General features: G+C 71.9%; 19 protein-coding genes. 8 read left to right on the forward strand and 11 right to left on the reverse strand.

All coding sequences use genetic code 11. The annotated features are described in order from the left end of the window. Positions 1–79: 79 nt before the first annotated feature. Positions 80–952, reverse strand: a complete 873-nt coding sequence (locus ACIQFU_RS18515; protein WP_402552708.1) for a phosphatase PAP2 family protein — start codon at positions 950–952, stop codon at positions 80–82. 99 nt (positions 953–1,051) lie between these two features. Beyond that, positions 1,052–2,086, reverse strand: coding sequence for a LacI family DNA-binding transcriptional regulator (locus tag ACIQFU_RS18520; protein WP_402552710.1), 1,035 nt, complete (start codon positions 2,084–2,086; stop codon positions 1,052–1,054). Positions 2,087–2,479: 393 nt separating this feature from the next. Here ACIQFU_RS18520 and ACIQFU_RS18525 point away from each other — a divergent pair, with 393 nt between their 5' ends. The 7 genes from ACIQFU_RS18525 to ACIQFU_RS18555 all read left to right on the forward strand — a co-directional run bounded on the left by ACIQFU_RS18525 (position 2,480) and on the right by ACIQFU_RS18555 (position 14,227). Next, positions 2,480–3,751 carry an extracellular solute-binding protein gene (locus ACIQFU_RS18525; RefSeq protein WP_402552712.1) on the forward strand — a complete coding sequence of 424 codons (1,272 nt, stop codon included), beginning with the start codon at positions 2,480–2,482 and terminating at the stop codon, positions 3,749–3,751. A gap of 103 nt (positions 3,752–3,854) precedes the next feature. Next, positions 3,855–4,859 (forward strand): carbohydrate ABC transporter permease, encoded by a 1,005-nt coding sequence (locus ACIQFU_RS18530; protein WP_402552714.1) that lies wholly within the window; start codon positions 3,855–3,857, stop codon positions 4,857–4,859. Between the two features lie 13 nt (positions 4,860–4,872). After that, positions 4,873–5,784, forward strand: coding sequence for a sugar ABC transporter permease (locus ACIQFU_RS18535; protein ID WP_402552716.1), 912 nt, complete (start codon positions 4,873–4,875; stop codon positions 5,782–5,784). Positions 5,785–5,909: 125 nt separating this feature from the next. After that, a complete protein-coding gene (locus ACIQFU_RS18540) occupies positions 5,910–7,643 on the forward strand; it encodes a glycoside hydrolase family 13 protein (RefSeq protein WP_402552718.1) in 1,734 nt (577 codons plus the stop codon). A gap of 86 nt (positions 7,644–7,729) precedes the next feature. Continuing rightward, entirely contained in the window at positions 7,730–8,290 is a 561-nt protein-coding gene (locus ACIQFU_RS18545; RefSeq protein ID WP_402552720.1) for a GNAT family N-acetyltransferase, read from the forward strand. A gap of 107 nt (positions 8,291–8,397) precedes the next feature. After that, complete coding sequence (pulA, locus tag ACIQFU_RS18550) at positions 8,398–13,812, forward strand: pullulanase-type alpha-1,6-glucosidase (protein WP_402552722.1); 5,415 nt, start codon at positions 8,398–8,400, stop codon at positions 13,810–13,812. Between the two features lie 55 nt (positions 13,813–13,867). After that, positions 13,868–14,227, forward strand: a complete 360-nt coding sequence (locus tag ACIQFU_RS18555) for a 5-carboxymethyl-2-hydroxymuconate Delta-isomerase (RefSeq protein ID WP_402552724.1) — start codon at positions 13,868–13,870, stop codon at positions 14,225–14,227. Positions 14,228–14,245: 18 nt separating this feature from the next. On the opposite strand, the gene ACIQFU_RS18560 is transcribed toward ACIQFU_RS18555, so the two are convergent. The 5 genes from ACIQFU_RS18560 to ACIQFU_RS18580 all read right to left on the reverse strand — a co-directional run bounded on the left by ACIQFU_RS18560 (position 14,246) and on the right by ACIQFU_RS18580 (position 19,148). Then, positions 14,246–14,689: a hypothetical protein gene (locus ACIQFU_RS18560; protein WP_402552726.1), complete on the reverse strand. Its 444-nt coding sequence runs from the start codon at positions 14,687–14,689 to the stop codon at positions 14,246–14,248. Further along, positions 14,686–15,378, reverse strand: a complete 693-nt coding sequence (locus ACIQFU_RS18565) for a TetR/AcrR family transcriptional regulator (protein ID WP_402552728.1) — start codon at positions 15,376–15,378, stop codon at positions 14,686–14,688. Before ACIQFU_RS18565 ends, ACIQFU_RS18560 begins: the two co-directional genes overlap by 4 nt. A 57-nt stretch (positions 15,379–15,435) precedes the next feature. After that, positions 15,436–16,542 (reverse strand): PDR/VanB family oxidoreductase, encoded by a 1,107-nt coding sequence (locus ACIQFU_RS18570; RefSeq protein WP_402552730.1) that lies wholly within the window; start codon positions 16,540–16,542, stop codon positions 15,436–15,438. 101 nt (positions 16,543–16,643) lie between these two features. Continuing rightward, positions 16,644–18,575, reverse strand: coding sequence for a hypothetical protein (locus tag ACIQFU_RS18575; protein ID WP_402552732.1), 1,932 nt, complete (start codon positions 18,573–18,575; stop codon positions 16,644–16,646). Between the two features lie 60 nt (positions 18,576–18,635). Next, positions 18,636–19,148: a tetratricopeptide repeat protein gene (locus ACIQFU_RS18580; RefSeq protein ID WP_402552733.1), complete on the reverse strand. Its 513-nt coding sequence runs from the start codon at positions 19,146–19,148 to the stop codon at positions 18,636–18,638. Between the two features lie 135 nt (positions 19,149–19,283). On the opposite strand from ACIQFU_RS18580, the gene ACIQFU_RS18585 reads away from it, so the two are divergent. After that, entirely contained in the window at positions 19,284–19,724 is a 441-nt protein-coding gene (locus tag ACIQFU_RS18585; protein WP_402552734.1) for a hypothetical protein, read from the forward strand. Between the two features lie 76 nt (positions 19,725–19,800). On the opposite strand, the gene ACIQFU_RS18590 is transcribed toward ACIQFU_RS18585, so the two are convergent. The 4 genes from ACIQFU_RS18590 to ACIQFU_RS18605 all read right to left on the reverse strand — a co-directional run bounded on the left by ACIQFU_RS18590 (position 19,801) and on the right by ACIQFU_RS18605 (position 24,477). Further along, positions 19,801–21,303 carry a DUF1996 domain-containing protein gene (locus ACIQFU_RS18590; RefSeq protein ID WP_402552735.1) on the reverse strand — a complete coding sequence of 501 codons (1,503 nt, stop codon included), beginning with the start codon at positions 21,301–21,303 and terminating at the stop codon, positions 19,801–19,803. 158 nt (positions 21,304–21,461) lie between these two features. Then, on the reverse strand, positions 21,462–22,115 hold the full coding sequence (locus tag ACIQFU_RS18595; RefSeq protein ID WP_402552736.1) for a response regulator: 654 nt from the start codon (positions 22,113–22,115) through the stop codon (positions 21,462–21,464). Further along, positions 22,100–23,389, reverse strand: a complete 1,290-nt coding sequence (locus ACIQFU_RS18600; protein ID WP_402552737.1) for a sensor histidine kinase — start codon at positions 23,387–23,389, stop codon at positions 22,100–22,102. Before ACIQFU_RS18600 ends, ACIQFU_RS18595 begins: the two co-directional genes overlap by 16 nt. Positions 23,390–23,442: 53 nt before the next feature. Further along, positions 23,443–24,477, reverse strand: coding sequence for an SDR family oxidoreductase (locus ACIQFU_RS18605; RefSeq protein WP_402552739.1), 1,035 nt, complete (start codon positions 24,475–24,477; stop codon positions 23,443–23,445). Positions 24,478–24,503 lie beyond the last annotated feature (26 nt).

A 24,503-nucleotide genomic window follows, 5' to 3' on the forward strand; every position in this document is an offset into this window, starting at 1 on the left:
GCAGTCGTGCCCCCAAGCTGCGGGCAGTCGTGCCGCTGGGGCGGCACGGGTGGGCGCAGCGGCACCCGGCCAGCGCCGGTCAGCGACCCCACTCCCCGGCACACACCCCCCGCCGCCGCGCAGCGACCGGCACCACCCGCGGCAACGCGTACGGCAGCCTCCCGTACCAGACGAAAGCCACCCCGTACCCGAACGCCAGACACAGCAGACCCCCCACCGCGTCCAGCCAGAAGTGGTTCGCCGTAGCCACGATCACCACCAGCGTGAGCGCCGGATACACCAGCCCCAGCACCCGCACCCACGGCACCGACGCCAGCGCGAAGATCGTCAGCCCGCACCACACCGACCACCCGATGTGCATCGACGGCATCGCGGCGTACTGGTTGGACATGTTCTTCAGGTCCCCGGACGCCATCGACCCCCAGGTCTGGTGGACCATCACCGTGTCGACGAAGTGCCCGCCGTTCATCAACCGGGGCGGCGCGAGCGGATACAGGTAGTAGCCGACCAGGGCGACACCCGTGGTCGCGAAGAGGACCAGCCGGGTCGCCGCGTAGCGGCCCGGATGGCCGCGGTACAGCCACACCAGGACGCCCAGGGTCACCACGAAGTGCAACGTGGCGTAGTAGTAGTTCATGCCGACGACGAGCCAAGTCACCGAATTGACCGCGTGGTTCACGGACTCCTCGACGGCGATGCCGAACTGCTGCTCGACGCGCCAGATCCAGTCGGCGTTGCGCAGCGCCGCCGTCCGCTGTTCCGGCACCGCGTTGCGGACGAGCGAGTACGTCCAGTAACTGACCCCGATGAGCAGGATCTCGAACCACAGGCGGGGGCGGCGCGGGGCGCGGAGCCGGCGCAGGGGTCCCCTCCCCGTCGTCCCGGTGACGGGGCGCGGAACGCTGTCCTCCAGACGTTCCCGAGTCCTCACGATCGCGTCACCCATAGGCATGAAGTCTGCCAGAAAAGCCTTCTTCCACCGATCATCCCCCATACCGATCCGACCCGCATCCGACCCGCATCCGGCCCGGATCCGGCACCCCGAGAAGGGTCAGGGTCGGACGCGCTCGCCCGGTGCCGAGGCCGTCGAGCCGCGCACCACCAGCTCCGGCATGAACACGAACTCGCTGTGCGGGGCGGGCGTTCCGCCGATCTCCTCCAGGAGTGTGCGCACCGCCGCCTGACCCATCGCGGGGACCGGCTTGCGGACCGTCGTCAGCGGCGGATCGGTGAAGGCGATCAGCGGCGAGTCGTCGAAGCCGACCACCGAGACGTCCTTGGGCACGTCCAGGCCCAGCTGCCGGGCCGCGCGTATCGCGCCCAGCGCCATCATGTCGCTGGCGCAGACCACCGCCGTGCAGTCCCGCCCGATGAGCGCGGCGGCCGCGGCCTGGCCGCCCTCCAGGGTGTACAGCGAGTGCTGGACCAGCTCCTTCTCCACCGTCTCCGCGCTCAGACCCAACTGCTCCTGGACGGTGCGCACGAACCCCTCGATCTTGCGCTGCACCGGCACGAACCGCTTCGGCCCGAGGGCCAGCCCGATCCGGGTGTGGCCGAGCGAGACGAGGTGCGTGACCGCGAGGCTCATCGCGGCCCGGTCGTCGGGGGAGATGAACGGTGCCTCGACCTGCGACGAGAAGCCGTCGACGAGGACGAACGGCACGCCCTGCGCCCGCAGCCGCTCGTAGCGCTGCATGTCGGCGGTGGTGTCGGCGTGCAGTCCCGAGACGTAGATGATCCCGGCGACCCCGCGGTCGACCAGCATCTCGGTCAGCTCGTCCTCCGTGGACCCGCCCGGTGTCTGGGTGGCGAGGACCGGCGTGTACCCCTGGCGGGTCAGCGCCTGGCCGATGACCTGCGCCAGCGCCGGGAATATGGGGTTCTCCAGCTCCGGGGTGATCAGCCCCACCAGGCCCTCGCTGCGCTGCCGCAGCCGCACCGGACGCTCGTAGCCCAGCACGTCGAGGGCGGCGAGCACGGACTGGCGGGTGGTGGCGGCGACGCCCGGCTTCCCGTTGAGGACGCGGCTGACGGTCGCTTCGCTCACCCCCGCCTGGGCGGCGATGTCGGCAAGCCGTGTGGTCACAGGGGTGGACTGTACCTGTCGGCCGCCTCCTTGCACACCGATCGGGCGTCGGGGGCGGCCTGTTGGACGACCCGTCGGACGGCCCGGCGCGGGCTGCTGCGTCATCGCGCTCCCTCGAGAAAGTGACGGCAAGAGCTTGCAGAGTCTTGCACAACCCGCCCGATACCGCTCGGGCCCCGTAAACAAGCGTCTCACGACGGTCGCCGAGAGGTCACGCCCGGATAACTTCGGAGATCTCTTGCACATTTTTGCAGCAAGGCCTTTCGCCGGGCTTTCAACGCTGTTACGTTCACGTCGCCCGACGGCAGCAACGACGCGGTCGGCGGTCGGCAGGAAGCGGCGGACGGGCCCGCACCCTGCACCACACGGGCTTTTCACCCTCAAGGAGAACTCATGCGGCGTGGCATAGCGGCCACCGCGCTGGTGGCGTCCCTCGCCCTGGCGGCGACGGCGTGCGGCGGGGACGGCGACAGCGACGGCGAGTCCGGCGGACCGGTCACCATCACTTACTGGGACACCTCCAACGCGACCAACGAGGCACCGACCTACAAGGCGCTGGTCAAGGAGTTCGAGGCCGCCAACAAGGGCGTCAAGGTCAACTTCGTCAACGTCCCCTTCGACCAGGCGCAGAACAAGTTCGACACCGCCGCAGGTTCCAAGGGCGCCCCCGACGTGCTGCGCTCCGAGGTCGGCTGGACGCCCGCCTTCGCCAAGAAGGGCTTCTTCCTGCCGCTGGACGGCACCGAGGCCCTCGCCGAGCAGGACAAGTTCCAGCCCAACCTGATCGAGCAGGCCAAGTACGAGGGCAAGACCTACGGCGTGCCGCTGGTCACCGACACCCTCGCCTTCGTCTACAACAAGGAACTGTTCGAGAAGGCCGGCGTCGAGGTTCCCAAGACCTGGGAGGACCTGAAGAAGGCCGCCGCCACCATCAAGGACAAGACCGGCGCCGACGGCTACTGGGCCTCCACGGCCGGCTACTACGCGCAGCCGTTCCTGTACGGCGAGGGCACCGACACGGTCGACGCCGACGCCAAGAAGGTCACCGTCGACTCAGCCGAGGCCAAGAAGGGCTACGGCACCTGGCTGAGCCTCTTCAACGGCAAGGGCCTGCACAAGGCCGACACCACCGCGGACGCCTACGCCCACATCCAGGAGGCGTTCGTCAGCGGCAAGGTCGCCTCGATCATCCAGGGCCCGTGGGAGATCACCAACTTCTACAAGGGCTCGGCCTTCAAGGACAAGAACAACCTCGGCATCGCCACCGTCCCGGCCGGCTCCACCGGCAAGGCGGGCGCCCCGACCGGCGGCCACAACCTGTCGGTGTACGCCGGTTCGGACAAGGCCCACCAGGAGGCGGCGCTGAAGTTCGTGAACTTCATGACCTCGGCGAAGTCCCAGGAGTCCGTCGCGCTCAAGAACTCCACGCTGCCGACCCGCGACGACGCCTACACCGACAAGGTCAAGGCCGACCCGGGCATCGCCGGCTTCCAGACGGTCCTGCCCGCCGCCCAGCCGCGCCCGGCGCTGCCCGAGTACAGCTCCCTGTGGACGCCGCTGGACGACGAGCTGCCCCAGATCGCCGGCGGCAAGAAGTCGCTGGACGAGGGGCTGGGCGACGCCGAGACCGCGATCGCCAAGCTGGTGCCGGACTTCAGCAAGTAGAACCACCCGACCGCCGGGCCCCCGCACTGAGGGAGGGGCCCGGCGGTCACCGGCCTGTGCGCCGCACCCCCGTTCTTCCTGATGCTCCCGAAGGTGTCGAACCATGACAGTCGCCATCGACCGCGCGACCGGCAAGCGCCGCGGTGACCGCACCCCGCGGCCCGGCCTCGGCCGGCGTCTGAAAGACGGCTACCAGAAGCACTGGTACGCCTACGCCATGATCGCGCCGGTGGCCGTCGTGATCGGCGTCCTCGTGCTGTACCCGCTGGGCTACGGCCTCTACCTCACCCTCACCGACGCCAACAGCCTCAACAGCGCGCGCACCATCGGCGTCAACGAGATCGAGGCCACCTACAAGTTCGTCGGCCTGGACAACTACGCCGACATCCTGTGGGGCCCGACGGCCTACGACCGCTTCTGGTCGCACTTCGTCTGGACCATCGTGTGGACGGCGGTCTGCGTCGGCCTGCACTTCTTCATCGGCCTCGGGCTCGCCCTGCTGCTCAACCAGAAGCTGCGCGGCCGCACCCTCTACCGGCTGATCCTGGTCCTGCCCTGGGCCGTGCCCACCTTCGTGACCGTCTTCGGCTGGCGCTTCATGCTCGCCGACGCCGGCATCGTCAACTCCGCCCTGGACTGGCTGCACCTGCCGACCCCCGCGTGGCTCGAGGACACCTTCTGGCAGCGGTTCTCCGCGATCATGGTCAACACCTGGTGCGGTGTGCCGTTCATGATGGTCTCGCTCCTCGGCGGCCTGCAGTCCATCGACAACAGCCTCTACGAGGCCTCCGAGATGGACGGCGCCAACGGCTGGCAGCGTTTCCGCTACGTCACCCTGCCCGGCCTCAGGTCGGTCAGCTCCACCGTCGTGCTGCTCGGCATCATCTGGACCTTCAACCAGTTCGCCGTGATCTTCCTCCTGTTCGGCAACACCGCCCCCGACGCGCAGATCCTCGTCACCTGGGCGTACCAGCTCGGCTTCGGGCAGCAGCCGCGCGACTTCGCGCAGTCCGCGGCCTACGGCATCCTGCTGCTGGCCATCCTGATCGTCTTCACCTCCTTCTACCGCCGCTGGCTGAACCGCAATGAGCAGCAGCTCGCGAACTGAGGCAGGAGCCGCCATGAGTACAAGCACCGCGCCCACCAAGGCCCCCGCCGAGCAGGTCACCGCGCCCACCGCGCCGCCGCGCAAGGTGCGCCGCCGCGGCGAACGCAGCCGCGCCGCGTCCCTCGCCTCGCACGGCGTGCTGACCCTCGCGAGTCTCGTCGCGCTCTTCCCGGTCGCCTGGCTGGTCTTCCTCTCCCTCGGCCCGGACAAGAACGACTACCTGCACCCCGGGCGCATCTGGTCGAAGATGACCTTCGACAACTACGCGTTCGTGCTCCAGGACACCAACTTCTTCGACTGGCTGAAGAGTTCGCTGATCGTCTCGCTGGGCACCACGGTCATCGGCGTCATGGTCGCCGCCACCACCGGCTACGCGGTCTCGCGGATGCGCTTCCCCGGCTACAGGAAGCTCATGTGGGTCCTGCTGGTCACCCAGATGTTCCCCATCGCGGTCCTGATCGTGCCGATGTACCAGATCCTGTCGAAGCTCCAGCTCATCGACAACTACTTCGGCCTGGTCCTCGTCTACTGCTCGACCGCGGTGCCGTACTGCGCCTGGCTGCTCAAGGGCTACTTCGACACCATCCCGTTCGAGATCGACGAGGCCGGGCGGGTGGACGGGCTGACCCCGTTCGGCACCTTCTTCCGGCTGATCCTGCCGCTGGCCCGGCCGGGCCTCGCGGTCGCCGGCTTCTACAGCTTCATCACCGCGTTCGGAGAGGTCGCCTTCGCCTCGACGTTCATGCTGAGCGACACGAAGTACACCTTCGCCGTCGGACTGCAGAGCTTCGTCAGCGAGCACGACGCGCAGCGCAACCTGATGGCGGCCACCGCCGTGCTCGTCGCGATACCCGTCTCCGCGTTCTTCTACCTCGTGCAGAAGAACCTCGTGACCGGCCTCACCGCGGGCGGCACGAAGGGCTGATCGCCCCACCCGGAAACGTCCGGCCGCGGTGCCCATCCGACCCCGCTGCACCGCGGCCGGCCGCCTCTTCCGCCACCGACGCCTCCACTCCGTACCGCTCCGTTTCGCTACGTACCAAGGACGACATGAGCCAGCAGCCTTCCGCCGCACCGGCCCCCACCTCCGCCGTCGCCACCGTCGCAGGGCGCCACGACTGGTGGCGGGACGCGGTCATCTACCAGGTGTACCCGCGCAGCTTCGCCGACAGCAACGGCGACGGCATGGGCGACCTGGAGGGTGTCCGCACCCGCCTGCCCTACCTGCGCGACCTGGGCGTGGACGCCGTGTGGCTCAGCCCCTTCTACGCCTCCCCGCAGGCCGACGCCGGTTACGACGTCGCCGACTACCGGGCCGTCGACCCCATGTTCGGCACCCTGCTGGACGCCGACGCGCTGATCCGCGACGCCCACGCGCTGGGCCTGCGCATCATCGTCGACCTGGTGCCGAACCACTCCTCCGACCAGTACGAGTGGTTCAGGCGCGCGCTGGCCGAGGGCCCCGGCTCCCCCTCCCGGGACCGCTACCACTTCCGCCCCGGCAAGGGGAAGAACGGCGAACTGCCGCCCAACGACTGGGAGTCCATCTTCGGCGGCCCCGCCTGGACCCGGGTCACCGAGCCCGACGGCACGCCGGGGGAGTGGTACCTGCACCTGTTCGCGCCCGAGCAGCCCGACTTCAACTGGGAGCACCCGGCCGTCGGCGACGAGTTCCGCTCCATCCTGCGGTTCTGGCTGGACATGGGCGTGGACGGCTTCCGCATCGACGTCGCCCACGGCATGGTGAAGGCCGAGGGCCTGCCCGACCTCGGTGACCACGACCAGCTGAAGCTGCTGGGCAACGATGTCATGCCGTTCTTCGACCAGGACGGCGTGCACGCCATCTACCGGCAGTGGCGCCGCATCCTCGACGAGTACAGCGATGCAATGGGGCCCGAAGGGCCTTCCGCAGAAGGGCGGGGGCGGGTGACGGGAGGGCGGATCTTCGTCGCCGAGGCATGGACCCCGACCGTCGAGCGCACCGCCAACTACGTGCGCCCCGACGAGCTGCACCAGGCGTTCAACTTCCAGTACCTGGGCACCCACTGGGACGCCGAGGAGCTGCGCACGGTCATCGACCGGACGCTCGACGCCATGCGCCCCGTCGGCGCCCCCGCCACCTGGGTGCTGTCCAACCACGACGTCACCCGGCACGCCACCCGCTTCGCCAACCCGCCCGGCCTCGGCACCCAGATCCGCCTGGCCGGCGACCGCGAACTGGGCCTGCGCAGGGCCCGCGCCGCCACCCTCCTCATGCTGGCCCTGCCCGGTTCCGCCTACGTCTACCAGGGCGAGGAGCTGGGCCTCCCGGACGTCGTCGACCTGCCCGACGAGGTGCGCCAGGACCCGGCCTACTTCCGCGGTGCGGGCCAGGACGGCTTCCGCGACGGCTGCCGGGTGCCGATCCCGTGGACCCGCGAGGGCTCCTCGTACGGCTTCGGCGACGGCGGCAGCTGGCTGCCGCAGCCGACGGGCTGGGGCGAGCTGAGCGTCGAGGCCCAGACCGGCGCGCCCGGCTCGACCCTGGAGCTGTACCGCGAGGCCCTGGCCGTCCGCCGCTCCACCGCCGACCTCGGGGCGGGCGACGCGGTCGAGTGGCTGCGCGCCCCCGAGGGCGTCGTCGCCTTCCGGCGCGGCGATTTCGTGTGCGTCGCCAACACCACCGGCGAGTCGGTGGCGATGCCCGCGTACGGGCGCGTCCTGCTGGCCAGCGGCGAGATCACCGAGGCGTCCGGCGAGGCCAAGGTGCCGGCCGACACCACGGTGTGGTGGACCCGCGCCTGACGCTCCCTGCGGACCGCCGAAGGGCCCGCTGCTTCCCCCGGGGGAGTGGCGGGCCCTCGGTGACGGGTGTGCGGTAGACAGACCCCATGTCCGAGACGAACTCCTGGCCGGCCGCCGCCCTACTGCGGGGAGCCCGCACGCAGTTGGAACCCCTGACGGTCGCACACGCCCGGGAGGCGGTGGCCTTCCTCGGCGACGTGCGCCTGCACCGGTGGACGGGCGGTGCTCCGCCCACCGAGGAGGAGCTGGAGCGGCGCTGCCGGCGGCAGACCGTCGGGCACTCGCCCGACGGCCGGCAGGGCCGGCTGAACCGGATGCTGCGCCGGCACACCGACGGCCGGCTGGTCGGCACCGTGCAGGCAACGCTCCACCGGCCCCGCCCCGGCCTGGCCGAGGCCGAGCTGGCCTGGGTCGTGGGCCACGACTTCCAGGGTGCGGGCTACGGCAAGGAGGGCGCCGCCACCATGGCGTGCCGGCTGCGCGAGCGGGGAGTGGCGCGCCTCGTGGCCCATGTGCACCCGGAGCACCGGGCGTCGGCCGGGATCGCCCGGTCGCTGGGCATGCGACCGAGCGGTGAGGTGCACGACTTCGAGGAGTTGTGGACCACGGCTCCGGACACCGGGCCGCGGCACGGCCGACGGCTGTGAAAGTTCTTTCCGGTACTTTCAAGGCTCTTGCCGCAAGACTTGCGACAGCGCTACGGTCTCGCCGGGGTCGGACCCGAACGAGCCGTACTCGCAAGGAGCTCACGCCTGTGATACCGAGATGGCCGGTGCCTGTCGCGCGCCGTACCGCACGAGTGAGACGGGTCGCGGCCGTCACCGTGACCGCGCTCGCCGCAGCCCTGCTTCCCCCGCTCGCCGCGCGGGCCGACGCCCCGCCCGCGCCCCCGTCCGACGCGCAACTGGCGAAGACCGCCGCACGCCACGACCTGACCCGTGAGCAGTTCTACTTCGTCCTGCCGGACCGTTTCGCCAACGGGGACGCCGAGAACGACCGCGGCGGCCTGACCGGCACCCGGCTCGCCACCGGCTACGACCCCACCGACAAGGGCTTCTACCAGGGCGGCGACCTCAAGGGCCTCACCGAGAAGCTCGACTACATCAAGGGCCTGGGCACCACCTCCATCTGGATGGCGCCCATCTTCGAGAACCAGCCCGTGCAGGGCACCGGCGAGGACGCCTCGGCCGGCTACCACGGCTACTGGATCACCGACTTCACGCGGGTCGACCCGCACTTCGGCACCAACAAGGACCTGAAGAACCTCATCTCCAAGGCCCACGCAAAGGGCATGAAGGTCTTCTTCGACGTCATCACCAACCACACCGCCGACGTCGTCGACTACGAGGAGAAGTCCTACGACTACCTCTCCAAGGGCGCCTTCCCGTACCTGACCAAGGACGGGCAGCCTTTCGACGACGCCGAGTACGCCGACGGCTCCCGCCGCTTCCCCCGCGTGGACGCCGGTTCCTTCCCGCGCACGCCGACGGTCCCGGCCGCCAAGAAGAACCTCAAGGTGCCGTCCTGGCTCAACGACCCGGCGATGTACCACAACCGGGGCGACTCCACCTGGGCCGGCGAGTCGGCCACCTACGGCGACTTCAACGGCCTCGACGACCTGTGGACCGAACGGCCCGAGGTCGTCGACGGCATGGAGAAGATCTACCAGCGGTGGGTCGAGGACTTCGCCATCGACGGCTTCCGGATCGACACCGTGAAGCACGTCGACATGGAGTTCTGGACCCAGTGGGCGACCGCGCTGGACGCCTACGCCGCCAAGAAGGGCCGCGACGACTTCTTCATGTTCGGCGAGGTCTACTCCGCCGACACCTCCGTCACCGCGCCCTACGTCACCGAGGGCCGCCTGGACTCCACCCTGGACTTCCCCTTCCAGGACGCGGCCCGCGCGTACGCCTCCCAGGGCGGCAGCGCCCACAAGCTCGCCTCGGTCTTCGGCGACGACTACAAGTACACGACCGACAAGGCCAACGCGTACGAGCAGGTCACCTTCCTCGGCAACCACGACATGGGCCGCATCGGCACCTTCCTCAAGCAGGACGACCCGGAGGCCACCGACGCGGAGCTGCTGAAGAAGGACCGGCTCGCCAACGAGCTGATGTTCCTCAGCCGGGGCAACCCGGTGATCTACTACGGCGACGAGCAGGGCTTCACCGGCGCCGGCGGCGACAAGGACGCCCGTCAGCCGATGTTCGCCTCCCGCACCGCCGACTACCTCGACGACGACCAGCTCGGCACCGACCGCACCCACGCCGCGGCGGCCTACGACACGAACGCGCCGCTCTACCGGCAGATCAGCGCCCTCGCCAAGCTGCGCAAGGCCAACCCGGCCCTCGCCGACGGCGTCCAGACCGAGCGCTACGCGGCCGACGGCGCCGGCGTCTACGCCTTCTCCCGCACCGACGCGAAGAGCGGCACCGAGTACGTCGTCGCCTTCAACAACGCCGACGCCGCGCGGAACGCCACCTTCGCCACCGGGTCGGCGAACATGACCTTCCGCGGCCTCTACGGCACCGACGCCACCCTGAAGTCGGCCGCCGACAAGAAGGTCACCGTCACCGTCCCGGCCCGGTCGGCCGTCGTCCTCAAGGCCGCGGGCAGGCTTGCGGCACCCGCCGCCAAGCCGACGGTCACCCTCCGCGCTCCGGACGACGGCGCCACCGGCACCGTCGAGCTGACCGCCGACGTCGCGGGCGGACAGCTCAACCGCGTGGTCTTCGCCGCCCAGACCGGAAACGGCAAGTGGCGCACCCTCGGCACCGCCGACCACGCCCCCTACAAGGTCACCCACACCGTCGGCACCGACACCCCCGCCGGTACCGCCCTGCGCTACAAGGCGGTCGTCGTGGACTCGGCGGGCCGCACCGCGAGCGCCACGGCGGCGTCCAGCACCGGCACCCCGCCCGCCGAGGAGGTGCCCACCGCCGCCTCCCGCGACTACGCGGTCGTCCACTACAAGCGCGCGGACGGCGACTACGACGACTGGGGCCTGTACGCCTGGGGCGGCCTCGCCGACGGCGAGGCGACCACCTGGCCCGAGGCCCACCCCTTCACCGGCCGGGACGCCTACGGCGCCTTCGCCTACGTCAAGCTCGAGCCCGGCGCCTCCGACGTGGGCTTCCTCGTCGTCGACAAGGACGGCGACAAGGACGTCGCCGCCGACCGCACCATCGACGTCACCGAGACCGGCGAGGTGTGGATCGAGCAGGGCAAGGAGCAGGTCGCCACGGAGCGGCCCGAGTACCCGGCCCAGGACACCGGCAAGGCCGTACTGCACTACAAGCGCGCCGACGGCGACTACGACGGCTGGGGCCTGCACGTCTGGGGCGACGCCGCGAACCCCACCGACTGGGCCAAGCCCCTCCAGCCGGTCGGGACCGACCCCTACGGCGCGGTCTTCGAGGTGCCCCTCACCGAGGGCGCGAGCAGCCTCAGCTACATCGTCCACAAGGGCGACGAGAAGGACCTGCCCACCGACCAGGCCCTCGACCTCAAGGCCGACGGCCACGAGGTGTGGCTGCTGAGCGGCCAGGAGGAGTACCTGCTGCCGCAGCCCGCGGGCTCGGCGGCGGCCGTCGACCTCACCACCTCCAAGGCCGTCTGGATCGACCGGAACACCGTCGCCTGGAACGGCTCCGAGGGCGCCGCCTCCACCCAGCTGCTCGCCTCCCGCACCGGCTCGATCACCGCCGGGGGCGGCAGGCTCACCGGCGACGACCAGCAGTGGATCCGCCTCGCGAAGAGCGCCCTCACCGACGCCCAGAAGGCGAAGTTCCCGCACCTGATGGAGTACACCGCCTGGTCGGTGGACCCGCGCGACCGAGCTCGGGTCCGCGAGGCCCTGCGCGGCCAGGTCGTCGCCTCCCAGCGCACCGCCACCGGTGCCCTGCTCGCGGCGACGGGCGTGCAGACCGCCGGCGTCCTGGACGACCTGTACGCGGACCGGGCCACCAAGGCCGGCCTCGGCCCGGTCTTCCGCCACGGCCGGCCCACCCTCTCCGTGTGGGCGCCGACCGCCCAGGACGTCGCCCTGGAGATCGACGGCCGCACCGTGCGGATGCGCCGCGACGATGCCACCGGCGTCTGGTCCGTCACCGGCCCGAAGTCCTGGAAGGGCAAGGCCTACCGGTACGCCGTCAAGGTCTGGGCGCCCGCCGCGGGCCAGGTCGTCACCAACAAGGTCACCGACCCCTACTCGCTCGCCCTGACCACCGACTCCGAGCGCAGCCTCGTCGTCGACCTGGACGACCGTTCCCTCGCCCCGCGCGGCTGGGACGACTACGACAAGCCGAAGGCGGTGCCGCTCAGGGACGCCCAGATCCAGGAGCTGCACGTCCGCGACTTCTCCGTCGCCGATGCGACCGCCGACGCGGACCACCGGGGCACCTACCTCGCCTTCACCGACAAGAAGAGCGACGGCTCCAAGCACCTGCGCGAGCTGGCCGAGGCCGGTACCTCCTACGTGCACCTGCTGCCCGCCTTCGACATCGCCACCGTCCCCGAGAGGAAGTCCGGGCAGACGACGCCCGACTGCGACCTCGCCTCCTACCCGGCCGACTCCGAGAAGCAGCAGGAGTGCGTGACGAAGGCCGCCGCCGAGGACGCCTTCAACTGGGGCTACGACCCGTACCACTACACGGTCCCCGAGGGCTCCTACGCCACCGACCCGGACGGCACCGGGCGCACCGTCGAGTTCCGGAAGATGGTCAAGGCCCTCAACGACGACGGCCTGCGCGTCGTCATGGACGTCGTCTACAACCACACGGCCGCGAGCGGACAGGCCGAGACCAGCGTCCTGGACCGGATCGTGCCCGGCTACTACCAGCGGCTGCTCGCCGACGGCTCGGTGGCCGACAGCACCTGCTGCTCGAACACCGCCACCGAGAACGCCATGATGGGCAGGCTCGTCGTCGACTCGATCGTCACCTGGGCCAAGGAGTACAAGGTCGACGGCTTCCGCTTCGACCTCATGGGCCACCACCCGAAGGCCAACATCCTCGCGGTCAGGAAGGCGCTGGACGAGCTGACCCTCAAGAAGGACGGCGTCGACGGCAAGAAGATCATCCTGTACGGCGAGGGCTGGAACTTCGGCGAGGTCGCCGACGACGCCCGCTTCGTCCAGGCCACCCAGAAGAACATGGCCGGCACCGGCATCGCCACCTTCTCCGACCGGGCCCGCGACGCCGTGCGCGGTGGCGGCCCCTTCGACGAGGACCCCGGCGTGCAGGGCTTCGCCTCCGGCCTCTACACCGACCCCAACTCCTCGAAGGCCAACGGCACCGAGGCCGAGCAGAAAGCCCGCCTGCTGCACTACCAGGACCTGATCAAGGTCGGGCTGACCGGCAACCTCGCCGACTACGCCTTCACCGACACCGACGGCAAGGAGGTCAAGGGCTCCGAAGTCGACTACAACGGCGCCCCCGCCGGATACGCGGCGGCACCGGGCGACGCCCTCGCCTACGCCGACGCACACGACAACGAGTCCCTGTTCGACGCGCTCGCCTTCAAGCTGCCGAAGGACACGTCCGCCGACGACCGGGCCCGCATGCAGGTCCTCGCCCTGGCCACCGCCACCCTCTCGCAGGGCCCCGCGCTCTCCCAGGCGGGCACCGACCTGCTGCGCTCCAAGTCGCTGGACCGCAACTCCTACGACAGCGGCGACTGGTTCAACGCCATCCACTGGGACTGCGCCGACGGCAACGGCTTCGGCCGGGGACTGCCACCGGCCGCCGACAACCAGGACAAGTGGCCCTACGCCAAGCCCCTGCTGGGCGCGGTGCGGGTCGGCTGCCCGCAGATCACCGGGGCGTCGGCGGCGTACCGGGACCTGCTGAGGATCCGCGGTGGCGAGCGGGACTTCTCCCTCGCCACCGCCGGGCAGGTGCAGTCCCGGCTCTCCTTCCCGCTCTCCGGCGAGGACGAGACACCCGGCGTGATCACCATGCGCCTCGGTGACCTCGTGGTCGTCTTCAACGCCACGCCCGAGCGGCAGGAGCAGCACCTCGGCACCGCGGCCGGAACCGGCTACCGGCTGCACCCGGTGCAGGCGGCGGGCGCGGACGCGGTGGTGAAGCAGTCGTCGTACGCGGCGAAGACCGGCACGTTCACCGTGCCGGCCCGTACGGTCGCCGTGTTCCAGCGGGCCGGCTGACGGCCGGAGGTCTGCGGCTAGGGTGAGCCCTGCTGTTCACGCAACGGGAGGGCTCATGCCGCAGATCACCGTCGACTACTCCGGCCGGCTCGCCGGCGGCTTCGACCGGCCCGCCTTCGCGCGGGCCCTGCACGAGGCCGTCGTCGAGATCGCGGCCGCCCGGCCGCCGGCGTGCAAGACGCAGTTCCGCCGCGCCGAGGACACCGTCGTCGGCCCCGACACCGAGGGCCACGCCGTCGTGCACGTCACGCTCGGGCTGCTCGCCGGCCGCACGGACGAGACCAAGGTGCGGCTGACCGAGGCCGTCCTGGAACTGTTGCGGCAGTACGCGAAGCCGGACGACGGCCTGGCCCTGCACGCCTCCGCCGAGGTCCGCGACCTGGACCCGTCGTACCGGAAGTTCGAGACCGAGTAGCCGGCCGGGCCCCGGGCCTCACGGCAGGTCGCGGCGGCCCAGCCAGGCGGGCCGCACCGGCACGCCGTCCGCGTCCAGCTCGGGTTCCCGCCGGGCCGGCGGGGGAGCGGGGGCGGGCGGGGCCGCGTCGGCGACCGGCTCCGGGGCCGCCGCCACCTCGGGTTCGGGGGCCTTCGGCGCGGCCGAGTCTTCCAGCAGTTCCGCCACCGTGAACCGGGTGACGAAGGACTGCCAGGCCCCGTCCACCACGAGCAGGAACCCGTCGCCGACCCGCAGCAGGCGACGGCGCCGGGGGCTGAGGGGATGGGTGGGGGAGTAACTCCGCGCCCGCCGTTCCAGCTCCGCGAGCGCCTCCTCGCGGGACCCGGTGACGTGCGCCACCACCTGGGCCTCCGTGTGCTTGCGCTCCCCGGTGCCCACGGTCGTCTCCACGACCAGGCCCCACGCCGGCGCGTCGCTCACCGGGCCGTCAGGGCGACGAGCCGGCCCACCAGATCCGCGAAGGGGCCGTCGGCGGGCTCGTCCGCGACGACACGGCGCAGGAGGGCGCCCATCTCCTCGTCGTGGGCGGCGCTTACGGCCAGCAGCGCGGCGAAGTCGTGCACGAGCTGCTTTTCCAGCTCGGCGCGCGGGATGCGGCGGCCGTCCAGCCAGAGCAGCGCCGTCGACTCGGCGAGCGAGATCCAGGAGCGGACGACCAGTTCCAGGCGCGCGGGCGGTTCGGTGACGTCCAGGTGCGCAAGGATCTGGACATACGCGGCCTGCCGTACGGAATCCACGAGCGCGTTGGTCGTCGACGAGCCGACCGCCGGACCGCCGCGCATCAGGGCCGAGAAACCCGGGCCGTGCTCGTCGACAAAATCGAAGTAGCGGCCCATCACGCGCAGCAGCCGCGCGCCCAGCGGACCCTGGCGCGGCTCCGCGAACCGGCCCGCCAGGTCGTCCGAGGCGCGCTTCAACGCGGCCTCGTACAGGCTGAGTTTACCGGGGAAGTAGTGGTAGACCAGCGGGCGCGAGATGCCCGCGGCCGACGCTATCTCGTCGATGGAGACCTCGTCGGGCGAGTGGCGGCTGAACAGATCGAGCGCGACGCCGATCAACTGCTGCCGCCGCTCCTCGACGCCCATTCTGCGGCGTACCCCGGTAGTCATACGAACACCTTACCGATCGAATCCAGCCCCCGAACGGGCCGGACCGGGCATCGGTGTTCACAGGTCGAGCACGAGCCGCGTACCGCGGCACCGGGAGACGCAGATGAGCATCGAGTCGCCCCGTTCCGAGTCCGTGAGCAGCTCGTCCCGGTGGTCTATCTCGCCCTCCAGCACCTTCTGCTGGCAGGTCCCGCACCAGCCCTGCTCGCACGAGTACGGCGTGTTCGGCAGCTCGGCGCGCACGGCGGCCAGCACCGAGGAGTCGGCGGGCACGGTCAGCGTGCGCCCGCTGCGGTGCAGCTCCACCTCGAACTCCCCTTCGCCGTCGGCCGTCGTGCGCGGCGCGAACCGTTCCAGGTGCAGTGCGGCACCCTCGGGAAGGCGTTCCGCCACGGCCGCCATCAGACCCTCCGGGCCGCAGCAGTACACGGCGGTGCCCTCGGGGAGGTCCGCCAGGAAGGCGTCGAGGTTGGGCCGCCCCTCCTCGTCCTCGGCGGCGACGGTCACCCTCCCCCGGCCTCCGGCCGGGGGTGCCCCCGTCTCGCTTCGCTCGTTGCCCGCGTCCAGCTTCTCGACCTCCTCCAGGAACGGCATCGAGGCCCGGGTCCGCCCGCCGTACAGCAGCCGCCACTCGGTGCCCTCCGGCAGCGCCCGCAGCATCGGCAGCACGGGCGTGATGCCGATGCCCCCGGCGACGAACGCGTAGGCCGGGGCGTCGACCAGCGGGAAGCGGTTGCGCGGGCCGCGCACCTCCAGCTCCGTGCCCTCCTGCACCTGCTCGTGCAGCTCGCGCGAGCCGCCCCGCCCGTCGGTGACCAGCCGCGCGGCCACCGTGTACGACGAGGTGTCCTCCGGGTCGCCGCACAGCGAGTACTGCCGCACCAGGCCCGACGGCAGCACCAGGTCCAGGTGGGCGCCCGGCTCCCAGGGCGGCAGACCGGTCCCCTCCAGACGCAGCCGCACCACCCCGTCGGCCAGCCGCTCGTGCGCGGTCACCAGCAGCGTCAAAGCGGGCGAGCGGGACGGCTCGGAGGCCGGTGGGCGCGAGGCGGATCCCGTCCGGCGCCGCACCGCCCGGCCGACGACGAGCGCGGCACCGGCCGCCAGGAGCAGGACCGTCGGCCTCGGCAGCCCTGCCAGGAGCGAGACAGGCTTGTTGGACATGACGTCAATGTACTGACCGGTAGCTCCGTGAGGAAGCCTTCCGGTGAGACTTGTTGACGCCAGTGTCAGCTAGCGGTGGGAGCAGGCAGGGTGAGCGGGTCCTAGCGCAGCCCGCCGATCGTCCGCCCGTTGTCCAGCGTCCCCTTCAGCTCCGCCCGCGCGCCCTGCTCGGCCTTTGCCGTCAGGAGGTTGCCGTCGGCGGCACCGGTGATGCCGCCCGTCGCCTCGATCGACTCGGTGCCGCGACTGCCCGCGGCGAGCAGGTACCAGTGCCCGCCCTCCGACTTCCACAGCACCCCGGCCAGCACGTGCGGGTCGCGCTCGCCGCAGGCCGGCACGTCCTGCGCCTTCGCCGCCACCGCGCCCTGCGCCCCGCCCGGCGTCCGGAACTGCGCCAGCACCCGGGCTCCCTCGCCGCGCCAGGTCTCGGCGCGGGTGCACACCCACGCACCCGACCCCGTACCGTCGGGCAGCGGCTGCGCCGCGAACTCCCAGGCGTTCACCGACCGGACCCCCTGCCCGCGCACCGCGCCCAGCGAGCAGGCGTACGGCGCCCAGGACCCCAGTGCCTTCGAGCCCGCGGCGTCCTTCGCGGAACCGGGCCGCCCGCTGGTGAGACGGGCCGGCACCAGCTCGCCCAGGTCGGTCACCAGCCGGGTGTCCGAACCGTCGGTCAGCTCCAGCACGTTCCACGACGTGCACCCGCCGGACTGCTGCTGCACGGGGCTGGCCAGCGGGGACGTCACGCCGTCGGTGAGCGTCAGCTCCCTGGCGCCCGAGTCCGGCTCGACGAGATCGCGCCCGGCCGCCCCGGTCACCCACGGGGCCGTCAGATAGCGGACGTTGCCGTCGGCCCGGCCCAGGACCACCGCCGTCGCCGTGGCCCGGCCGGCCCCGTCGGTGCGCGCGAAGTCCAGGGCGGCACCGGCGGAACCGTCCTTCGGCTCGGCGTACCGGACGAGCCGCAGACCGTCGTGCAGGATCACCACCCGCGCGCCGTCCACGTTCCCGGCGTACAGCAGCTGAGGCGGACCGGCCGGAGGACCGGTCGGGGTGCCCGGCGTCGCGGACACCCCCACGCTCTCGCCGGGCCGGGCCCAGACGGCCAGGGCGCGGCGCAGCAGCTCCTCGTCCTTGACGAGGTCACCGCGGGCCGGCCACACCGAGAAGTCCGTGCGCGCGGACGTCTCCCACGCGGCGGGCGCCACCTCGGTGAGCCGGCCGGGGTCGAGGGCGGCCTCGGCCGCCGGGTTGCGCGCGTAGGACGGGGCCGCGGCACCGTCCGGCCCCCAGCCGTCCCCGGGCAGACCGAGCAGTGCCGCGCACACCACCAGCGCCGCCCCGGCGACCAGCGCGGCCCTCGTGTGCTGCCGTCGGCGCAGCAGATCGGTCGGCCTGGCCTGCAACGAACAGGGGTCGAACTCGGGGGAGTCGAGCAGCCCGTACTGCCCCGGCACCCCGTCGGCCTCCCGCAGTGCGGCGTCCGTGTCGCCGACGCCCGCGGCACGGAGCACCTGCCGCACCCCGTCGTCGGGCAGCCGCTCCAGACCGCGCAGCACGTACGCCGCCCGGCCCGGCCCGCTCAGCGCGGACAACCGCTGGTCCAGGGCGAGTTCGTCGGCACCTCCCGAGCGCGGGAAGAGCTTGAGGCCCCGCACCTGCGGCAGCAGCGGCGGCAGCTGGGACCGCCGGGGCCACGCCCGCCGCCGCAGCGGGAGCCCCGCCTCCATCGCCGTACGCACCACCCGCAGCCGGACCAGCGCGTACCCGGGGTCGACCGCGCGGCCGGTGGACTGGGCCGGGATCACCGGGGTCGTCGTCCGGCTCCGGGGCAGGGCACGCTGGGTGAGGGCGTGCGCGGTCAGGACCCGGCGGCTCCGGCCGAGGCCCGGCGGCAGCACCAGATAGGCCAGCCGGGCCAGGCGCGGGTAGTGCTCGACGAGCGCGGCCTCGGCCTGCTCGACGTCGACGACCGGGTCGGCCGAGGAGGCGGAGGACGGTGCGGGGCGCGGGGCGACATCCTGTGGCTGCACGTTCAGCAGAACGAGCGAACGGGGCGATGGTCACCGTCCGGCCGCCCCGGGCAGGGCGCGCTACTCCTCTTCCGGTTCCACCAGGAGCCGCGCGTAGTTGGCCATCGACCGCTGGTACCGGGGGAGATGGGGCGCCAGCGCGCCGAGCGCCAGGGACAGGCCCTCGCGGTCGCGGCCCATGCTCGACAGGCACAGGGCCAGGCACGCGCGCACCGCGTCGTCCAACTCGTCCGACGGCGCCAGCAGTTCGGGCGAGAGCAGCTTCACGCCCTCCTCCGGGTGCCCGGTGTTGCGCAGGGAGCTGGAGAGCTGGATCTTCGCCCGGCGCCCCTTGTAGGGGCTGACCTCGCCGAGCCCGCGCTCCAGCGCCTCGCGGTACAGCGGCACGGCCCGGTCGGAGTGGCCCGTGGAGTCCCAGGCGCAGGCCCGCTCGAACAGGCCGAGGGGACTGTCCGGGGGCAACTCGTCGGCGAGGGCGTCGACGACCGCCCGGAAGCCGGCGGCGTCCTCCTCGGCGTAGTCGTCGAACGCCGCCCAAGCGGCCGTCACGCGCTCTTCCCAGTCCTGGTCCACCACGCCACTCTCGCACGGTCCCGGCACAAGGGCACCCGGGTTCCTGAGTACTTCGCGCCCGGCAGCCGTACCGATGACGAGAGCCCCTCGCGGGGGCTCCGTGCGGCATGTCGCACCGGCGGACCGGAGGAACTCATGAGGCTGACCCGACCACTGCTCGCACCGGCCGCTCTCGCGGCGGTCCTGGCACTGACGGGCTGCGGCGCCGGCGGAGACGGCGAGGCCGCCGTGCCCGAGACGGCGACCGGCAGCCTGGAACACCTGGCGGCCGAGGCGAAGTGCGCCCCGGACATGCAGACCGACGCCGACACCATCCGCCAGGCCCTGTGCGGGAAGGGCGACGGGAAGTACGTCCTCGCCACCTTCGCCACCGACCGCGGCCAGCGCGAGTGGATCAACACCGCCAAGGACTACGGCGGTTACTACCTCGTCGGCCGCAAATGGGTCGCCGTGGGCCACGAGGACGTGGTGGCGGACCTGCGCGGCCGGCTCGGCGGGACCCTGGAGCAGGGCGTCCAGCACGGTGGCGGCGGGCACTCGGCCGGGCACGGCGAGCATGCCGGGCACGAGGGCTGACCGGGCGCGGGAACACGAAGAGGGCCGGTGGCGGATCTCCGCCACCGGCCCTCTCCCGGTCACCGGCCCAGTGGTGCTACTGGCAGTCCTCGCCGCGGTTGATGCAGTCGACCACCTCGTTCATCAGGTCCTCGTCCATGACGTTGATGAAGTCGTTGTGATCGGTGATCGGCTTGTGCAGCTGCTCGGGGAAGCTGTCCACGGCGTACGGGTTCTGCACCTGGCCGTTCTCGACGGTCGGGGCGGGGATGTCGTACGCGAGGCGGATCTGCAGCTGGGGCACGGCCTGGAAGCCGTTCGCGCAGCTGCCGTCCTCCTGGACGAACGCCATGTGGTCCCGGTGGTTGGCGCTGTCGATGTTCTGGCCGTCCCAGCAGCTCTGGAAGTTGACCGTGCGCAGCACCTGGCTGCCCTCGGGGCACAGCGGGTACTTGTCCGTCACCTGCCGGTCCTCGAAGCCGGAGCAGCTCCAGGAGGTGTTGGCGTTCGCGTCGCCGTTGGTGAAGGACTTGGCGTCACCGGTGATGACACGCAGGAACTTCGGCATCGCGACCACGTCGCCCTGGCGGCTGCCGACGAACTTGATCTGCGCCTGGGCGGGCTTGAGGATCTTGCCGATGTTGCCCTCGGCGCCACCGCCCTGGTCGTTCGCGTCGAACTCCTGCGTGCCGTCCTGAAGGCGCAGCACCGGCCAGTAGTACGTGGACTTGTCGCCCTGGTTCTGGCAGGAGGTGTCCGCGTTCGCCAGGTCCTCGTCGCTGGAGAAGGCGTCGTTGTCCTGGTTGCCGACGTAGTCGTGCGTGTGGTGCGCGCCGTTGTCGACGCCGGGCGCGGCGATCAGGTTGTCGCTGTTGAACAGGTTGTTCTCGTTGACGCCGCAGTCGGTGGTGAAGGTGCCGGCGGAGCCGCCGTCGCCGTTGGCGGCCAGGCCGTTGCGGCTGTTGCGGGAGTTCGGCTGGACGTCGTTGATGTCGATGAAGTCGTCGGCGACCGGGCCCGCGACACCGTTGCCGTTGTCGTCGTTGCCCTCGTCGCCGCCCTGGTCCTGGCCGTCGCCGTTCTGGCCGTCGTTCTGGCCGCCACCGTTCTGGCCGCCGCCGTTCTGCTGGTCCGCGGGGCGGCCCCGGCACTCGGCCAGCTCGTCCAGGTTGTCGTCGGCCCTGCCGCCGGCCCGGTTGATCTCCAGCTGGATCCGGTCGATGATCGCCTTCCGCCGGTCCTTGAGCGGGCCGAGAATGCTGTTGCCGACGAACTGCGGGTCGCCCGCCTGTGCCCGCCGTGTGGTGGCCAGGCGCTGGTAGGCGTCGGTGATCTGGCTGTCCATCGTGGCCAGTTCGCCGTCCACCTCCCCGCGTGCCCGGTCCGGCACGTCACGGATTTTCTGACCGATGTCAGGGCAGTCGATCGTCGCCACCTGCGCGGCGGCCGACCTGGTCCGGTTGTGGCCCGAATGCTCCTCGTGCGCCGAAGCGTAGAAGTTGGCCCAGACCAGCCCGCCCCCGCCGACCGCCAGGGCCGCCGCCCCGGCAACGATCTTGGTGGCCAGCGGCGTACGGCGTTTTCTTGTGTTGCGTCCCATGGAACTCCTCTGACTTCCTTGCGGGGCATCGCTTGCGGGGCATCGAGGGCGCCCGACAGGAGTGAAGCGGCTCCCTCCCATACGGAAGCCGCTTCAGAGGTGTTCACCCGTCTCTGGAATTGCTGGGACCCGTGGGACGCACGGGACGTGCCGGAGGGTCAGCGGCCGCGGTCCAGATACGCCAGAACGGCCAGTACACGGCGGTTGTCGTCGTCCGAGACCTCCAGGCTCAGCTTCGCGAAGATGTTCGCCGTGTGTTTCGCGATCGCCCGCTCCGTGACGACGAGCTTGCCGGCGATCGCCGCGTTGGTCCGGCCCTGCGCCATCAGCTCCAGCACCTCCAGCTCGCGCGGGGTGAGCCGTTCCAGCGGCTGGTCCTCCGCCGCCCGCCGGCTGAGCAGCTGCTGGATGACCTGCGGGTCCATCGCCGTACCGCCCGCCGCCACCCGCCGTACGGCGTCCACGAACTGCTCCGCGTCGAAGACCCGGTCCTTGAGCAGGTACCCCACCCCGCCGCTCCCGTCGGCGAGCAGCTCGCGCGCGTACAGCTGTTCCACGTGCTGGGAGAGGACGAGCACCGGCAGCCCGGGCCGGTCGCGCCGGGCCTGGAGCGCGCACTGCAGGCCCTCGTCGGTGAGCGTGGGCGGCAGCCGGACGTCGACGACGGCGACGTCCGGCTTCAGTTCGGCCAGGGCCCGGGTCAGCTCGGGGCCGGTCTCGACGGCCGCGGCGATCTCGAAGTCGTGGGCCTCCAGGAGCCGGACCAGCCCGTCGCGCAGCAGGAACAGGTCTTCGGCTAGGACAACGCGCAAGGGATCTCCATGGTGACCATGGTGGGGCCGCTCGCGGGCGAGCTGACGGCCAGGACACCGTCGAATGTACCGAGTCGCCGTTCCACCCCGGCCAGGCCCGAACCCGCTCCGACCGAGGCGCCGCCCTTGCCGTTGTCGGTGACGGAGACGCGCAGCCGGCCCTCATCGTGGTGCATGTCGATCCAGATCCGGTCGGCGCCGGAGTGCTTCACGGCGTTGGTGAGGATCTCGCTGACCGCGAAGTACGCGGCCGCCTCCACGGGGGCGTCGGCCCGGCCGGACAGGTCCACGTCGACCTCCACGGTGAGGGGCAGGCGCAGCGACAGGGCGCGCACCGCGTCGCCCAGGCCGCGTTCGGCGAGCACCGGCGGGTGGATGCCGCGTACGAGCTCGCGCAGCTCGGTGAGGGCGTCGGCGGAGGAGCGGCGGGCCTGCGCGAGCAGCTCCCTGGCCTTCGCCGGGTCCTTCTCCAGCAGCGCCTCGATGGTGCCCAGGTCCATGCCCATGGCGACCAGCCGGGCCTGCGCCCCGTCGTGCAGGTCCCGCTCGATGCGGCGCAGTTCGGCGGCGGAGGTGTCGACGGCGTCGCGCCGGGTCTCGGTCAGTACCCTCACCCGCTCGGCGAGTTCGGTCTGGCCCGAGCCGAGGACGGCGCCGGTGAGCCGGAAGTGGGCCGCCAGCACGAGCGGGCCGAGCCGGACGGCGGCGACGAGGAGGACGGCGCCCAGGGCGGCGGCGTACAGCGCGGTGAGCTGGCCGGTCACGGGCACGAAGCCGTACCAGTAGGTGTCGTCCCAGGCCCGCCACAGACCGGCCCCGATCGCGAAGCCCTCCAGCGGGTAGAGCGGCAGCACGAAGGCCAGCAGCGCGGTGACGAAGCCCGCCGTCATGTCGACCGGGAGCCAGACGAAGTCCCGCCAGGTCGCCGGGTCACGGAGCATCCCGAAGGTGCGCGTCCACGGGTTGGCGTCCGCGGGCAGCGGCCGGTAGGCCCGCTGGATCCGCACCCCGCCCCACTCGGCGGCGAGCACCCGCCGCCAGTCGGCGAACATCCGCACGCCGGTCAGCACCCACGGGGTGGTGACGATGCCGATCCCGATCGGGACGAGGGCGACGGACACCAGGGTCAGGCAGAAGCAGAGCACCGCGCCGGGCAGGGAGACGAACGCCAGTGCCAGTCCCCGCAACGCCGACAGCGCCACACCCCGTGTCCGCGTCCGCGTCCGTTCCGGGATCAGTGTCTGCCGTGTGCCGCTCTTCGTGTCGATGCTCATGACAGCAGTCTCTCCGAGGCGACCGGCTCGGGGCACTGGGCCGGGCACCCCGGTCAGGGGGTGGTGCCAGGTACACCCTCCGGCCGGGGCGCGTCGGCGGCAGCGAGGACCTTCGCCTCCGTCTCCGGGTCCAGGCCGACCGGTGGCCGGTCCGGGCGCCGGGGCGCGGTGCCGCCGATGTCCCGCAGCCAGGTCCAGGTGTCGGCCACGGTGTCCTCGACGGGCCGGCAGGCGAGGCCCGTCGCCAGGGCCCGCGTGACGTCCGCCGTGTGCAGGGCGTCGTACAGGTCGCTGCCCGGGGGCGTCCACACCGGCAGCTGCACCCATGGCTCGATGCCGGCGGCGAGAACGGTCCCGGGGTCGGTCCAGCGCAGCCGCGCCGCGCCGCCCGTGACCGCCGCGCAGGCGTCGAGCAGGCGGCCCATGGTGGTGTGCCCCGGCGGGGAGACCAGGTTGTACGGTCCGCCGAGCTCCCGCTCCACCGCGCCGAGCAGCCAGTCGGCGAGGTCGCGGACGTCGATGTACTGCAGGGGCAGGCCGTGCGGGCCCGGTGCGAGGACGGGCCCGCCGCGGGCGACGCGGTTCAGCCACCACGGCAGCCGGCCGACGTTCTCGTACGGGCCGAGGATCAGCCCGGCCCGTACGAGCACCGAGCGGTCCGCGCCGAAGGCGTCCGAGACGGCCAGCTCGCCGCCGCGCTTGTCCCGGGCGTAGTCGCTCTGCCCGGCGTCCGCCGAGGCGCCCTCGACGAGCGGGGCGTCCTCGGCGCACCCGGCGGGCGGGGGCCAGGCGTACACCGAGCGGCTGGACACGTACACGTACCGTCCGGCGCCCTCCCGCAGCAGCCGCGCCGCGTCCCGTACCGCGCGGGGCGCCGCCGACCAGGTGTCGACGACGGCGTCCCAGGTGCCGCCGGCCAGGGCGGCGAGCCCGTCGGGTGCGGTGCGGTCGCCGTGCAGCGCCCGCACTCCGGGCGGCGGGGCGTGCCGTCCGCGGTGCAGGACGGTCACCTCCCAGTCCCGGCCGAGGGCCGCCTCGACCACGGCCCGCCCCACGAACTCCGTACCGCCCAGCACCAGTAGCCTCATGCAGGTCACTGTGCCGGGTGCGGCGG

Source organism: Streptomyces sp. NPDC093065 (genome assembly GCF_044754585.1).
Lineage (GTDB): Bacteria > Actinomycetota > Actinomycetes > Streptomycetales > Streptomycetaceae > Streptomyces.